At 62.0% G+C, this 14217-nt stretch carries 12 protein-coding genes; 7 read left to right on the top strand and 5 right to left on the bottom strand.

The features are described from left to right. Positions 1 to 7 precede the first annotated feature (7 nt). The gene (locus tag GKC30_RS09425; RefSeq protein WP_155934419.1) at positions 8 to 1276 is read left to right on the top strand and encodes a class II fructose-bisphosphate aldolase; all 1269 of its coding nucleotides are present in this window, start codon (positions 8 to 10) and stop codon (positions 1274 to 1276) included. Between the two features lie 72 nt (positions 1277 to 1348). Here the strand turns inward: GKC30_RS09425 and ychF are convergent, their stop codons facing one another. Then, on the bottom strand, positions 1349 to 2446 hold the full coding sequence (ychF, locus tag GKC30_RS09420; protein WP_155934417.1) for a redox-regulated ATPase YchF: 1098 nt from the start codon (positions 2444 to 2446) through the stop codon (positions 1349 to 1351). A gap of 251 nt (positions 2447 to 2697) precedes the next feature. On the opposite strand from ychF, the gene GKC30_RS09415 reads away from it, so the two are divergent. From GKC30_RS09415 to GKC30_RS09405, 3 genes are all read left to right on the top strand, one after another. Further along, positions 2698 to 3351 (top strand): TetR/AcrR family transcriptional regulator, encoded by a 654-nt coding sequence (locus GKC30_RS09415; RefSeq protein WP_155934415.1) that lies wholly within the window; start codon positions 2698 to 2700, stop codon positions 3349 to 3351. Positions 3352 to 3861: 510 nt separating this feature from the next. Further along, positions 3862 to 4110 carry a phage regulatory CII family protein gene (locus GKC30_RS09410; protein ID WP_155934413.1) on the top strand — a complete coding sequence of 83 codons (249 nt, stop codon included), beginning with the start codon at positions 3862 to 3864 and terminating at the stop codon, positions 4108 to 4110. A 160-nt stretch (positions 4111 to 4270) separates the two neighbouring features. After that, positions 4271 to 4831, top strand: coding sequence for a tetratricopeptide repeat protein (locus tag GKC30_RS09405; protein ID WP_155934411.1), 561 nt, complete (start codon positions 4271 to 4273; stop codon positions 4829 to 4831). 28 nt (positions 4832 to 4859) lie between these two features. Here the strand turns inward: GKC30_RS09405 and GKC30_RS09400 are convergent, their stop codons facing one another. Beyond that, complete coding sequence (locus GKC30_RS09400; RefSeq protein WP_155934409.1) at positions 4860 to 6905, bottom strand: methyl-accepting chemotaxis protein; 2046 nt, start codon at positions 6903 to 6905, stop codon at positions 4860 to 4862. Between the two features lie 257 nt (positions 6906 to 7162). On the opposite strand from GKC30_RS09400, the gene GKC30_RS09395 reads away from it, so the two are divergent. Then, a complete protein-coding gene (locus GKC30_RS09395; protein ID WP_155934407.1) occupies positions 7163 to 8470 on the top strand; it encodes a right-handed parallel beta-helix repeat-containing protein in 1308 nt (435 codons plus the stop codon). Between the two features lie 114 nt (positions 8471 to 8584). Further along, positions 8585 to 8866: a DUF2325 domain-containing protein gene (locus GKC30_RS09390; protein WP_155934405.1), complete on the top strand. Its 282-nt coding sequence runs from the start codon at positions 8585 to 8587 to the stop codon at positions 8864 to 8866. A gap of 124 nt (positions 8867 to 8990) precedes the next feature. On the opposite strand, the gene GKC30_RS09385 is transcribed toward GKC30_RS09390, so the two are convergent. The 3 genes from GKC30_RS09385 to GKC30_RS09375 all read right to left on the bottom strand — a co-directional run bounded on the left by GKC30_RS09385 (position 8991) and on the right by GKC30_RS09375 (position 11857). Next, a complete protein-coding gene (locus GKC30_RS09385; RefSeq protein WP_155934403.1) occupies positions 8991 to 9947 on the bottom strand; it encodes a chemotaxis protein in 957 nt (318 codons plus the stop codon). A 168-nt stretch (positions 9948 to 10115) separates the two neighbouring features. Continuing rightward, entirely contained in the window at positions 10116 to 11207 is a 1092-nt protein-coding gene (locus tag GKC30_RS09380) for an N-acetylneuraminate synthase family protein (protein ID WP_155934401.1), read from the bottom strand. Positions 11208 to 11209: 2 nt separating this feature from the next. Then, positions 11210 to 11857 (bottom strand): winged helix-turn-helix transcriptional regulator, encoded by a 648-nt coding sequence (locus tag GKC30_RS09375; protein ID WP_155934399.1) that lies wholly within the window; start codon positions 11855 to 11857, stop codon positions 11210 to 11212. 519 nt (positions 11858 to 12376) lie between these two features. Between GKC30_RS09375 and GKC30_RS09370 the strand changes: the two genes are divergently transcribed. Beyond that, the gene (locus GKC30_RS09370; RefSeq protein ID WP_155934397.1) at positions 12377 to 14092 is read left to right on the top strand and encodes a long-chain-fatty-acid--CoA ligase; all 1716 of its coding nucleotides are present in this window, start codon (positions 12377 to 12379) and stop codon (positions 14090 to 14092) included. Positions 14093 to 14217: the final 125 nt, after the last annotated feature.

Below are 14217 nucleotides of genomic sequence, written 5' to 3'. Positions count from 1 at the left end.
GAAGGGCATGTCCCAGGATCTTTTCAGAAAAGCGCTCTCCGTCGGTCGGCCGCCGAACGTGGTTCAGAATTTTCCCCATTCCGAGGCTCTCATCGTCAGCGGCAAGGTGATCGACAGGGCCATGCTCGAAAAGGGCGGGGCCATGACCATCGCCGCCAACGGCCGCAACCTCTTCATTATTGAGGGCGCACTCCGGGCGGCCCAGAAGGCCAACGCGGCCATCATCATCGAAATCGCCCGCAGCGAGGCCACCTACTGCCCAACCACCCTTTGGAACATCGCCCGGCGCGTGGACTACCTGTGCAACATGCTCGGCATCACCGTGCCGGTGGCTGTCCACGCCGACCACTATTATATGAAGAAATGGGAGGATGTGGCCGAAGCCAAGGCCGAGATCCCCTCGCTCTTTGACACGGGCATCACCTCCATCGCCATCGATGCCTCGCACATGACCGACGACCTCAACCTGTTGGCCAATATCGCGGTCTCCTCGGCCATCCCTTCCTGGGCGGGTTACGAGACCGAAATCGGCGAGATCAAGGGCTCCTTCGGGCTGTCCACTCCGGTGGAGGCCAAGTACCTGTGTCAGGGCCTCAACGCCCACGGCCTTTGCCCCGACTGGATCGCGCTGAACAACGGCACCACCCACGGCATCGAGGCGTCGGGCACCGGCATCCAGGTGGAACTGACCGCAGACATCCACAAGGCGCTGGCCCCCTACGGCACCTCGGGCGCCCAGCACGGCACCTCGGGCAATGATTCGCAGCGTCTGCGCGAAATCGCGGCCAAAACCCAAACCACCAAGGCAAATGTGGCCACCGCGCTGCAGATGATCTCCTGGGGTGTGCGCGTCAACGACTTCGGCAACGCCATCATGACCGAGGACGGCAGGTTTGACAAAGTTGCCGGGGAAGGCGTCGAAGACACCCTGTGGGCCGAGATGGTGGCCTACGCCGACGAGAGAAAACTCAAGGGCGGCGACTACAAGAAGCTCAATCTGCCCTTTGAGCGCCGCTGGCAGGGGCAAAACAAGCGTGTGCGCGAGCGCATGGCCGGAGCCGTGGAGGACTTTGTCCACCACCTGCTGGTGGACGTGTTCAACGCTGCGGACACTGCGCCCATCGCCTGCGAGCTCCTCGTCAAGGCGGGCTCCCACGACCTGGGACCCAAGGTGGACTTCTTCGAAAACCCGGCCGACTGGACAGAGGAAAAAATCAAGGCCCGGGCTGCGGAAATCAACACAGACAAAGGCCCCAAGGGCGACTTCGACGACTAGCCCCCCGTCTATGCCAACGACAAGGGCCCCGTCCGCATCTGCGGACGGGGCCCTTTGTCGGCCGCATGTTGCTCAGACGTTGAAGAGAAAATGGACCACATCGCCGTCGCGGACCACATATTCCCGGCCCTCAACGCGCAATGCGCCCGCTGCCCGGCATTTTGCCTCGGAGCCATGTTCCACGAAACTGTCGTAACCGATGACCTCGGCCCGGATGAAGCCGCGCTCGAAATCGGTGTGGATGGCCGCCGCTGCCCGTGGGGCCTTGTCGCCGTCGTGGATGGTCCAGGAGCGGACCTCCTTGACCCCTGCGGTAAAATAACTGATCAACCCCAGGCAGCCGAACCCGGTTCGCACGATCTGATCCAGGCCGGACTCGGCAATGCCGTAGGATTCCAGAAACTCCTGATACTCGTCATCTTCAAGGCCCACCAGATCCTCTTCCATTTTCGCGGAAATCTTGACGAATTCCGCACCTCGGTCGGTCGCCAGAGCGCGTACCCGGCGCACATGTTCGTTGTCCTCGGCCACCCCCTCCTCATCCACGTTGGCACAATAGATGATCTGCTTGGCTGTTATCAGGCGCAGTTCGGCCAGCAGCTCGTCCAACGCCCGAGACGGCTCACCGAAGGTGGCCGCGGGTTCGCCGCCGTCCAGATGGTCCAGCAGCCGCCGCGCCGCCTCCAGCTTCGGCCCGAGGGTCTTGTCGCCCTTGAGCAGCTTTTCCATGCGCCCAATACGCGCCTGAAGAATCTGGATGTCGGCCAGGAGCAACTCGGTTTCGATAATCTCAATGTCGCGCAACGGGTCCACGGAGTTGGCCACATGGATGACATCGTCGTCATCGAAACAGCGGACCACGTGCAAAATGGCCCTGGTCTCGCGGATAGTGGCCAGGAACTTGTTGCCCAACCCCTCGCCCCGGCTCGCCCCGGCCACCAGCCCGGCTATGTCCACGAAATCCACCGTGGAGTGCTGCACCCGCTGCGGCCGAACCAGATCCGCAAGAATCTGCAACCGGGGGTCAGGAACAGGGACCACGGCCTTGTTGGGTTCAATGGTGCAAAAGGCGTAATTGGCGCTTTCCGCGTTCTGGGCCTTGGTCAGGGCGTTGAAAAGGGTGGACTTGCCCACATTGGGCAGCCCGACGATACCGATGCTCAGCGACATGGACACTCCCGGGAAATGGATTGAACCGGGCCATGCCCGGGCGGGGCACTGACTACCGCTCAAGGGACATCAAGGCAAGCATCTTTTTCGACCAAGCCCTGTCAGCCAAAACTCAGGGAATCAGGCCGTTGGCCAGCCCATGAAATAATTCATCACATTCCCCTTGACATTGATTGCACAATCAATCTATCTCTTGATTGCGGCTGATTGAGCAATCAGTCCAAACGTGACCCGAGACGACAGAGGCAGACATGACCAAGAAGGAAGCGATACTCAGAGCAGCCCAGGAGGCCTTCGGCCAGCAGGGATTCTCGGCCACCACGGTCAAGGACGTGGCCGAACGCGCTCAGGTATCCTTCGGCCTGGTGTCCCACTATTTCGGGAACAAGCAGTCCCTCTTTCTGGCCGCCGGATTCGACATGGCCGACCGTCTCTACGTCCGTCTCGAAGAGGCCGTGGGGGGGGGCAGATCCGGCCTTGCATGCGTGGAAAACTACATGACCACGTACCTCGATTTCACCCAGCGGCATCGCAACCGTTTCCCCATCCTGCTGCGCTGCTCCCCCTTCAGCCACATGGAGCCCTCGGTGGACGTTACCAAGGTGGCTGCAAAATTCCGACACTTCATTGATGTGCTCGCCCGCTGCGTCAGCCGGGGCATGGCCGACGGTTCCATCCGCCCTCTTCCGGTTGAGGATACCGCCCTTATCATCTATGGCAACATCATAGGCAGTGTCCGCACCAGCCTCCTTACCCCCTTCGGCAGCGAGGGGCTCTGCGAAGAAACCATCCGCCACGTGATACGCAGCCTGCAAGCAGAGAACGCCGAGACCGCTGACGACACAATGCCCGGCACTGCGAGGGTTCTCATGGATTCGCACCCCAACACCCCGCAGCACGCATAGGAGAACGTCATGTGCTTGAGCCGCAATTTCTCCAAGATATTGGACACGATTTTCGGACGCCAGTGCTGGCACCCGTACAACGAGTCCTGGAAACCCTGGACCCAGGATTGGACCAAGGCTTCCGACTCTTAAGCCCGAACCGGCCGAACACCTCCAAACGGCACCGAGGAATGGACCGCAACCCACACCCCTGACAGCCTGTGTACATGGTTCGGGCAGCCCGGATACCGGGCCCTCCCCCCCACTGAGGGAGCCGCTTCGGCGGCTCCCTCTACGTTTCTACAGTGTTGCAATTGCGACACTTGCGACACTCTTGTCGCACAATGTCGCGAATCGCTGCAACACTTCTTGTGCCGCTCATTGTGTCTGGCAACCAAAGCTCCGCGACAACGCGTTATAAACATTATATTTTTTGAGAACAGCCCTCCGCTATCGCGGGTTGGCACACGGGTTGCTTATGGTGGGGAGAATCATACGCACCTGTTGTAGCATCACTCTGTGGAGGTAGGTATGTTTGAGAAGAACGTGACCAAGGTTGTCCAGGACTGCATTCTCGACAGCGGCATCCAGGCCAAGGATGTGGCCGCCAAAATCAACAAGCCCTATTCCACGCTGATGCGGGAGATCAATCCCTTTGACGCCAGCGCCAAGCTCGGGGCAGAGACCCTGCTCGAAATCATGAAGGTGACACGCGATGTCCGCCCGCTCCAGTTCATGGCCAGTGAAATGGGCTACGCCCTCGACGCCCGACACGTCTGATCCTTTCCCTGCGCCTCCGCCCGGTCCTGCAGGGGAGCCGGGCGGAGGCCATTCCTCCTGCCGTCGCCATCGCCGTGGCTAAACTGTTGCGACGCGGACACGCCGCGCCCTCCGACGACCTGAAGGTTGCCCGCGGGCACTTCGGGCGCTATGCTTCGCCATGGGATTTTTCTCGAACCTGACGCTGCCCTGGCGCAACCCCGGACGCATCGGGCGAACAAACTTCGAACGCGGCCGCAGGGCCGAGTTGCGCGGGGAGTTCGCCATGGCCGAGGCGTGCTTCCGCCAAGGGGCACAGGCGTATGACGACCACTTGGTCGCCCTGGCCCGGAGCGGCCGGGAGCCCCTCCCGTCGGCCCTGACCATGGCGGGCATCTGCCATGTGCGGATAGGGCGCAACGAGAACGGCCTGCGCTTACTGCGACGAGCCCTCAAAGCCAGGGACATTCCCGACGCTTGGCTCCACGCCGGGTATGCCGCGGCCAAACTGGGCGACCGCGAGGGAGCGGCCGATCTCTGGTCGCGCTATCCGCCCTGGGCAGATCAGCCTGTCATCGCCAAGACCCTCAAGGCCCTGGTGGAGGACATCAGAAACGGCGCAACTCTCGACACTGCCTGCGAATCCGTGGCCAAGGCCGTCCTCGCCCAGGACCGGGAGAACGCCCGAAAACGGCCCTTTCTCCGCCACAGCCGCCCTGTGCCGCCCCATCGGGGCTACTGAGGCCGGCTCCCCGGACCTCCCGAGCCTGTCATTGGACGGGGCCGGGCAATGCCGCCGGGGCAGCGCGGCGGACCTTGACCCCGCCGCCCCCGGCATGACCACCCCGCAGCGGCCCTTCGTCCGCATCCACGCGGAAATAGCGCATCGCCTCCTGCAGGGCTGCGGCCTGCCCGGCCAGTTCCTGCGAGGTGGAGGCCATCTCCTCAGAAGCCATGGCGTTTTGCTGGATGACTGTATCGAGTTGCTGCATGGCCCGTTCAATCTGGCTCACGCCGTGATTCTGCTCGGAGCAGACCTCGGCCACTTCCTTGATGAGATCCGCGGTCTTGGCTATCTCCGGGGTCAGCCTGTCGAAGAGTTCGCCGGTCTCCTCGGCCACCAGCACACTTTCGGCCGACAGGTCGCGAATCTCCTGCGCCGTATCCGCGCTACGCTCGGCCAGCTTGCGCACTTCGGCCGCGACCACGGCGAATCCCTTGCCCTGCTCTCCGGCCCGGGCCGCCTCAATGGCCGCGTTCAACGCCAGAAGATTGGTCTGCCGGGCTATCTCCTCAATGAAGACGATCTTGTCGGCGATCTCGCGCATGGCGGCCACGGTCTTGCGCACCGCCTCGCCGCCAGCCTCGATATCCTCGTTGGTGCTGGCCGCTATGCGGCTGGTGGCCTCGGCGTTTTCTGCGTTCTTGCGGATGGAGCCCACGATCTCCACCAGGGAGGCCGAGACCTCCTCAATGGACGCGGCCTGCTCCACCGTGGATTGCGACAGGGTCTCGGATGCGGCCGAAAGCTCCTCGCTGCCGCTGGCCACGTTGTCCGTGGCCGCCTGGACCTCCGCAACCACGCCGCTCAAATTGGTCGCCATCTCGCGCATGGACCTGAGAATCCCGCGGGCCTTGTCGCCGTTTGACGATGCGATGGTCAGGTCGCCGTCCGATACGCGGGCGGCAATATTGGCGATGTCCACCGGCTCGCCGCCGATGGTCCCCGTGACCGATCGCGAACTCAGCACACCCGCCGCAACCCCGAACAGCGCCAGCACGGCGGACACGCCGATGACCAGCAGCAGCATGGCGTCGATGGTCTTTTCAAGGGCCAACTGCTTGGAGCGCACGGCATCCTCGATGTCGTCGAGATACACGCCCATGCCAACGATCCATCCCCACGGCTCGAAGAGCCGGACATAGGACAGCTTGGGCACAGCCCCCTGTCGGCCGGGCTTGGCCCAGGAATAGTCAATAAATCCCTCGCCGCCGGACCTAGCTGTCCGCGTCATCTCCAGAAACAGGGTCTTGCCCTGGGCGTCGCGCATGCCCGAGACATCGGTGCCGTCAAGCTGCGGCGTGACGGGGTGCATGACCATCCGTGTGTCCAGGTCGGTGATCCAGAAGTAGTTGCCGTCACTCTGCCGCATCTTAGCCACCTCGGCCAGGGCCTCGGCACGCATCTCGGCGGTGATGTCCTCGATCCATGCGCCGGTGCCCACCATCCAATCGGTGCCTGGCACGCGGCGGACATAGGATATCTTCAGCTTCGGATCGGTTTCGCCCGGCCTGGGCCACCAGTAGACGGTCATGCCTTCGCCGTGGCGCCTGGCCACCTCGACCATGTCGCGGATGATATAGGCTCCGTGGCTGTCTTGCAGGTCACTGGCGTCACGGCCCATGAGAGTGGGATGGGCAAGCATGACGTTGTCGAGATCGTTGACCCATACATAATTGTCGCCGTCGTACCGGGCCGGGAGCACGATGTCGGCCAGGGCGGCGAGCCTCTGGCGCTGCGTCATGGTCCCCTCGCCACGGTCGCGAAGGGCCTCAAGCTGCCCGTACACCGCGTCCACCACGCGCTTGAGCTCCGCCCGCTTGGCCTCCTTGAGGCCATCCACATCCTGGGAGCGTTCATGGTAGCCCCGGATGACCCCCTCGGCCATCTGGACGAAATCCGTGAGTTTGACCTGTTCGTCTGCCAACGCCTGACGGCGGAAGCTCTCCATCTCGTTTTCCGCATACCCGGTCATCTGGCTGACAAAAACCCAGCACAGGGCCACAATGGCGGCGGTCACCGTTGCGACCTGCATCAGCGTCATCCTGGTACTCAATCGCATCACTCCCTCCCATGGCACCCGAGTCCCTCGGGCGGGTTGTTCCACATGGCTGACACTTATCGATTCTGCATTGATTACGACAGCCAGGACAACCGACGCAAGCGGAACACGCAAAAAATAATCCCTTGACGATATTGGCGAGATGGCAGACTTGAAGACATTTGAGAATACTCACCGAACCATGTAAAACGGAAGCGCGGTGTGAACGCCAAGGCCCCACAGGAGGACACATGCCCAACCTCGCTCCCGCTCTCGTCTTTTTCCTGTCGCTCTTGCTGACGGCTTTGCCAGCCCGTGCCAGCCGCGTCGTCGCAGGCACGGGCAACCCTGGGCAGGACGTGCCAAACGTCCAGGCCGCCGTGGATCAGGGCGGCCAGATCATCTTGCGCGGCACCTTCAACTTCGGACCGGACGGACGGGTACGCATTTCCCGCGACACGCGCATCCAGGGCGAGGCGGACGCCACGGGAGATCCGCTGACCCGAATCATCGGCGGCTTCTGGACCTTCCATTCGCCGCTTCCGGTCAAGGGAGCGCCCCCGGCCGGCAAGGGGCCGCTTGTGGTCATCCGCTCCATCCGCTTTGAGGGGGCCAAGGGCACCCCGCTCCACTTCCCCCATGTGGGCGGCTTTGATTTGCGCGGCTGCACCGTGGCCCGCGTCACCCCGCAGGAATTGGCCGTGCGTTGGTCCGGCGGTGATTCGCTGCGCTTCCTGGCAGGTGTGGTGGTGGGCAACCGGCTCGACTCACCGGGCAGGCCGATCAAGGACGCGGCCACCGGCACCATACGCATCGAGGACAACCGCTTTCTCATGGAGACGGACCAGCCGCAGCGCACCGCCGGATTCGGGGTGGTCGCCAGCGGCACGACAGGGGCGGACATGGCCATCCGAGGCAACACGATCCACAGGGCTTCGCGAGACGGCATTGAGGTGCTGGACAACGCTCTGGGCGCCAAGGGGCAGGGCGCCATTGCCATCGATGCCAACCGCATCGTCACAGCGGACAGCGGCATAGAGTACCCGCACAAGTACGGCCCCAACGGCATCGTGGCAGGATGGTACAACGACACATCCGGGGGCGCGGACTTCAGCCGCAACAACCGCATCACCCTGACCGGCAACCGGGTCGAAGCCCGGGGGGAAGGGTCGTCCGGCCTGCTGCTCTATGCCAACGACATCGTGGCCGCCTGCAACGACATCCTCATGGGCGGGGGCACCGAGGCCCGCGGCATCATCCAGACCGGGTCCCGCGGCTTCTTCGCCAATAACCGGGTGCGCGGCCAGGCCCGTTACGCCGTGTACTGCCACCCCTTTGAAGCGCTCTCGGCCACAGCCAACACCTTTGCCTGGACCGAACTTGGCGACTTCACCGGCACCACCAGCCAGGTTTTTCTCGGGGGCACGGCCAACGTGCTGGTGGGCACTCCGCCCCTAGTCATCGACCGGGGTCAGGGCAACCGAGTGGTCGCGGTTCCGGCCTGCACCCTGCCCGAGATCGATCCTGAAGGCGAAACCTGGGAGTATGTGGGGGAGTAGGGGGAGGAGCCCCTCTCGTGACAATTTCACTTTTCTCCACTTCTCTGGTTGACAACCAGTCCGCCTCGCCGTATTGATTGAAAACGATTTTCAATTTCAAACCTGGAGGCCAGCATGTGCGCGGCATTAATCGGCGGAATGGACAGGCTCAAGCGGGAATACATGACCGAGGCGGAAAAGAGCGGGGTCAAGCTCAAATGCTACACAGGCAAGGAGCGCTCCATCTCGGGTTCGCTCGGCAACGTGGACTTCGTGGTGCTCTTCACCAACAAGGTCTCGCACAAGGCGCGCAAGGATGTGCTGGCCGCCCTGCGCGGAACCAACGTGCCCGTGATCATGCGCCACTCCTGCGGCGTCAGCACCCTGCGCGAGGCGCTGGGCGAAGCCACGGTCTAGATGACCGTTTCGCAGATGGGGTCGTGTCCGGGCGCTCTGGCCGGGCACATTGGGAACTCACGAGCCTTGCCCGCCATCGCTGCGGATCGCGGCATGGGCAAGCACGCAATGGCGGTGCCGGGCCTCAGTCCTGGGGTTTCGCCTTCCACTCTGTAATCAGGTCAAGGACCTTTCGGGTCAGGCCGTGAAACTCGGGTTTGGTTACCTGCGCGTCGGCCTTGACCGCCTTGCCCTTGTGCTCCACCCCCTTGGAGATGAGTGACGAGAACAGCGCCACTGGAAGCGCCTTGAGGACCGGGTCCTCCTTGATTTTCCTGGTCAGGGTATAACCGTCCATTCTCGGCATCTCGATATCCGAAACCACCACATCAAGGTGATCAAGCGGGCTTGATCCCTCCTGCTCGGCCAGGGCCTTGATGGCCAGCAGCTTCTCCCACGCCTCGGCCCCGTCGCCCACCACGCTCACCTCGAAATTCGCCTCCGAAAAATTCTTGCGCAGCAGCTCGCGAACAGAGGTGGAATCGTCCGCAACCAAGGCGCGGTAGCGCTCCTCGGAATACACCGCGTCAGCCCCGGACTGGCGCTGGTTCGCGCTGTCAAGATCGGCCAGCATCCTCTCAAGGTCGAGCATGAGCACGAAGCGGTCGTTGATCTGCACCGTGCCGGTGATGCAGTTGGTGTCCATGTTGGCCACATACCTGCTCGGCGGCTCCACGTCCTGCCAGTTGACCCGGTGGATCTGGGTCACGCCCGAGACGAGAAACCCTGTGATCATGGCGTTGAACTCGGTGACGATGATGGGCTCGTTGAGGCTCTTTTCCCGCTCCATGCTCAGCCACACGCTCAGGTCTATCACCGGAAGGATCAGATCGCGCAAGGGAATGGTGCCAAGAAAACTCGGATGCGCAGCAGCCTCGGAGCCCTCCAGCCCCTCGGGGGCCTCCACCACCTCCAGCACCTTGGCCACGTTGACCCCAAAATAGTGCGTCCTGGGACCGTCCGCCGTCTTCTCATGAACGAAAAACTCTATGATCTCAAGCTCGTTGGTGCCGGTTTCCAGCAAAATTTCCTGTTGACTCATCTATCCTCCCAACGTGGTTCGCGCATTTCAGCATTCCATACCATCCCTGTTTCCCGAAATGAATGATTTTTCGCACACGAATCACACGCGCACGGACGGGCGCAAAAAAACCCCTCGCGCGGGAATCCGCGCGAGGGGAAAACATACTGTTGCGGCTTCCGGGCCCGGCTAGCTGGAGGCTGCGCCCACGCACTCCTCCACATGCAGATTCAAAGTGTCCCACTGCACCGGCTCCTCGTGCTTGACAGAGCGGTTGAGGGTCGCGCCCAGCACCTCGTCCCAGTGCACGGGAGACACCCCCACACGCGGGCTGCGAGTGGTCAGATCCGCCTCGGTGAGCACGTGCCCGGCGGGCAGATCGCGTGAAAAAACGATGCACTTGCGCAGCTTCTTGGCTGCGGCCTGCTCCTCGGGAAAGACCTTCTTGCCCTTGACCCGCATGGCCTTCTCCACCTCGCGGATCATGACCACCATGCGGGCCAGCTCGTCCGGCTCCAGGGATGCCTGATGGTCCGTGCCCTTGAGAGTCTTGTCCAGAGTGAAATGGCGCTCGACCACGCACGCGCCCAGAGCCACGGCGGCCACGCTGGGGCCGAGGCCCTGCTCGTGGCCCGAGTAGCCTACCGGCAGACCATAGCGCTCGCGCAACCCCTCCATCACCGGCAGTCCGATCTTCTCGTCCGGGCAGGGGTAGGTGGAGTTGCAATGCAGCAGGACCACATCGTCGTGAAAGGCGCGTATCTCAGCCAGGGCCACATCAATGTCCTCAAGCGAACTCATGCCCGTGGACAGGATGATGGGCACACCCGTGGCCGCATACTTGCGCACCAGTGGCACGTTGACCAGGTCGGCCGAGCATATCTTGAGCAGGTCCACCTCAAGACCGAGAATCTGCCGCAGACTCGGATCGTCCCAGGCAGAGGCGAAGAAAACCAGCCCGAGAGACTCGCTGTACTCCTTGAGCCGGGCCATCTGCTCGATGGAAAGCTCAAGGGCGTTGCGATGCTCGCCGTAAGTGGGGCCGAAGCTGTTGCATCCGGTGTAGGGCGCGGCCCGTCCCTCGCGGGTGAGCAGCGCCTCCATATCGCGTTTTTGAAACTTGACCCCGTCGACGCCCGCAGAGGCGGCCTCGTCGATCATCCGCAGGGCCATCAGATAATCGCCCTGGTGGTTGTTGCCTATTTCGGCCACCACAAAGCATGGGTGGCCATGGCCGATGGTGACGCCGGAACGAAGCGTGACGGACTGGATCTGTTTCATAATCAGAATCTCACGATTTGGAATCCGCGCTTTTCGGAGAGTGGCTTGATCTGCTCGTATATCTCGGCTTGCTTGCCGAACGAGGTGATGACCACGGCATCACAATCGACCTGCTCCAGGACATGTGGCGCGGAAACCACATACCCGTTGAAGATCTGCCCCTGTTTCCTGAAATCGTTGTCGAGCAGTGCGACAACCTGAAAATCACTGTCCCGAAGGGCGGACAGGACCACCTCGCATGTCTCGGCCGCGCCAAAAAGCGCCAGCCGTTTTTTTCCCCGGCTTTCAAGGCCATCAAGCCGGGAGAGAACGTAATCCTTGATGGTGGTGTACAGGCGCACGGTTTCGGACGAGTAGTCGGAAAACATCGTGCGCCGGGACTGCCGCCCCTGATCGGTCAGGGCGTAGCGGTAGCTCTTGCCGTTGACCGGCAAAAACTCCACCAGCCCCCCGGACTGGAGTTGCTTGAGATACTGGTTGACCATGGCCCCGGAGAGGTTGAGCTTGCGACCAAGCTCGAACTGCGAGAGCGCACTTTCGCGGGAGAGGGCATCCAGGATGGCGAGCACCCGTGTGCTCTTGCTTGGCCGCAAATAGTGGCCGTCTGTGATCAGCATGCCCATGTTGGCGGTTGCGACGTGGTCTGACATTGTTCTTTCTCTGTCGTTCACTTGGTCAATGATTCATGATGGTCAGCAGCCATGTCCGACGCCTATCCTCTCACCCTATTCCGGCATCGGAAACCTGTCAACTTGGCGGCCGACAAAGGCTTGTCGGTCATCATCCCGCCCGGACCGGAGCGGCCCGCCCTGATACCGATCGTTGACACAACGAATAATCGGTTGGTTGCGCCCATTACTTTATAACAAAGTGGCAATCATTTCCTCTTCAGCGACGCACTCTGCCTTTGCAAAAGCATTGCCAACGCAATCGCATCGCCCCCCAACATACAACTATTTCTAGATAAATACTTGTAATTAAAAGTATTTATTATAACATGAGAGACGAAGTCATGGCCGCATCCCTGGGCCTGGCTCGCCGCATAGCTTCCTCCGTCAAGATGACGACGCGCCAAAGCGTGTTTCAAACATGCCGTATTGACCGAAAAGGCCGGCTATTATAGTGTCGCCGAGCCCTTCCGGGCAAAATCCACCCGCAAAGGACGCCCCATGGAGCATCTGGACCGCCCCTGGCTCAAGTTTTACGATGCCGAGGTCTCCCCGACCCTGGACTACGAAAAAATTCCCCTCTTCAAGTACCTGGACAGGGCCGCCCACAAATGGCCTGGACGCAAGGCCGTGGTCTTCAAAAACTGGTCGGTCAACTATGCAAGGCTGAAGACCATGTCCGAAGTCTTTGCCGCCAACCTGCGCGATGCTGGTGTTCGCAAGGGGGACCGGGTCGCCGTCATGCTGCCCAACCTGCCCCAGACCATCGTGGCCGTGTGGGGAGCGCTGCGCAGCGGGGCCGTCGTGACCATGACCAACCCGCTGTACATGGAGACCGAGATCATCCATCAGTTCAATGATGCGGATGTGCGCGTCTGCATCACTCTGGATCTGCTCTGGCCCAAGCTCGTCAGGCTGCGCGACGCCATTCCCGTGCGCAAATTCTTCGTCACCACCATAGGCGAGGGGCTCAGGTTCCCGCTCAACCTGCTCTACGCGCTCCAGGCGCGCAAGAACCGCTCCGCCCCCCGGGTGCCCTACGACGGCGCAAGCATCATCCCCTTCAAGGCCCTAACGCAAGGACGCAAGACCTACACCAACGAACGCGTCTGCCCTGACGACACCGCCCTGCTCCAATACACGGGCGGCACCACAGGCGTGGCCAAGGGGTGTGTCCTCACCCACGCCAACATCGGAGCCAACATCCAGCAGTGCCAATCCATGATGCACACTCTGGGGCAACGGCAAGAGACCTTTCTCGGTGTGCTCCCGTATTTCCACATCTACGGATTCACCACCTGTCTGGCCTGGCCCACGAGCATGGGCGCGACCCTGGCGCCCTTTCCGCGCTATGTGCCCCTGGACGTGCTCAAGGGCATCCACAAGCTCAGGCCCACGGTGTTTCCCGGCGCACCGTCGCTCTACGTCTCCCTGCTCCAGCAAAAGGACATCGCCAAGTACGATCTCTCCAGCATCGACTGTTGCGTGTCCGGCTCCGCCCCCATGCCGGTTGAACACATGGAGCAGTTCAAGGAGCGCGCCGGCACGGCCATCGCCGAAGGCTACGGCCTGACCGAAGCTTCGCCCGTAACCCACTTCAATCCCATCAAGGGGGTGCGCAAACCCGGCTCCATCGGCCTGCCCTTCCCGGACACCGATGCCAAGATCGTGGACATGGAAGTGGGCGGCGAGCCCCTGCCGCCGGGCAAGCGCGGTGAACTGGTCATCCGCGGCCCCCAAGTGATGCAGGGCTACTACAACCGTCCCGATGCCACCGCCGACGTACTCAGAAACGGCTGGCTCTACACGGGCGACATCGCCTACATGGACGAGGAGGGGTACTTCTTCATCGTGGACCGCAAAAAAGACCTCATCATCTCGGGCGGATACAACATCTATCCTCGCGAGATCGACGAAGTCCTGCACACCCACCCCAAGATCATGGAGGCCGTGAGCGTGGGCATTCCCCACGATGCCAGGGGCGAAATCGTCAAGGCCTATGTGGTTCTCCAGCCCGGTGAAAGCCTGACCCGCAACGAGGTCATGGCATTTTGCCGTGAAAAACTCGCCAACTACAAGGTGCCGCGCCAGGTGGAATTTCGCCAATCCCTGCCCAAGACCATGGTGGGCAAGGTGCTGCGCCGCGCCCTGCGCGAGGAGGAAGAGGCCAAGTGCGCCAAAAATAAAGGCAAACAGCCGTCGCCTGACGCTACCTAGCAGCCCGCCCTCTGCCTGCATTTTCCCGTCTTCCCGGCCCGGTGCGCAATGGAATCGCGCACCGGGCCGATTCAGTTTCGAATGTTACGGCCTCGCCGCCCTCCTTCATGCGCCCCACCGGCCCA

This window comes from Pseudodesulfovibrio alkaliphilus (assembly GCF_009729555.1).
In the GTDB taxonomy this organism is placed as follows: Bacteria; Desulfobacterota; Desulfovibrionia; order Desulfovibrionales; family Desulfovibrionaceae; genus Pseudodesulfovibrio; species Pseudodesulfovibrio alkaliphilus.
The sequence above is the reverse complement of the archived record's forward strand: the minus strand, read 5'-3'. Positions and strand labels throughout refer to the sequence as shown.

Bases quoted from the DNA above. Each gene is read 5' to 3' on its own strand.
- GKC30_RS09425 (WP_155934419.1), top strand. From the start codon at position 8: ATGTCCCAGGATCTTTTCAGAAAAGCGCTCTCCGTCGGTCGGCCGCCG.
- ychF (WP_155934417.1), bottom strand. From the start codon at position 2,446: ATGTCGCTGAGCATCGGTATCGTCGGGCTGCCCAATGTGGGCAAGTCC.
- GKC30_RS09415 (WP_155934415.1), top strand. From the start codon at position 2,698: ATGACCAAGAAGGAAGCGATACTCAGAGCAGCCCAGGAGGCCTTCGGC.
- GKC30_RS09410 (WP_155934413.1), top strand. From the start codon at position 3,862: ATGTTTGAGAAGAACGTGACCAAGGTTGTCCAGGACTGCATTCTCGAC.
- GKC30_RS09405 (WP_155934411.1), top strand. From the start codon at position 4,271: ATGGGATTTTTCTCGAACCTGACGCTGCCCTGGCGCAACCCCGGACGC.
- GKC30_RS09400 (WP_155934409.1), bottom strand. From the start codon at position 6,905: ATGCAGGTCGCAACGGTGACCGCCGCCATTGTGGCCCTGTGCTGGGTT.
- GKC30_RS09395 (WP_155934407.1), top strand. From the start codon at position 7,163: ATGCCCAACCTCGCTCCCGCTCTCGTCTTTTTCCTGTCGCTCTTGCTG.
- GKC30_RS09390 (WP_155934405.1), top strand. From the start codon at position 8,585: ATGTGCGCGGCATTAATCGGCGGAATGGACAGGCTCAAGCGGGAATAC.
- GKC30_RS09385 (WP_155934403.1), bottom strand. From the start codon at position 9,947: ATGAGTCAACAGGAAATTTTGCTGGAAACCGGCACCAACGAGCTTGAG.
- GKC30_RS09380 (WP_155934401.1), bottom strand. From the start codon at position 11,207: ATGAAACAGATCCAGTCCGTCACGCTTCGTTCCGGCGTCACCATCGGC.
- GKC30_RS09375 (WP_155934399.1), bottom strand. From the start codon at position 11,857: ATGTCAGACCACGTCGCAACCGCCAACATGGGCATGCTGATCACAGAC.
- GKC30_RS09370 (WP_155934397.1), top strand. From the start codon at position 12,377: ATGGAGCATCTGGACCGCCCCTGGCTCAAGTTTTACGATGCCGAGGTC.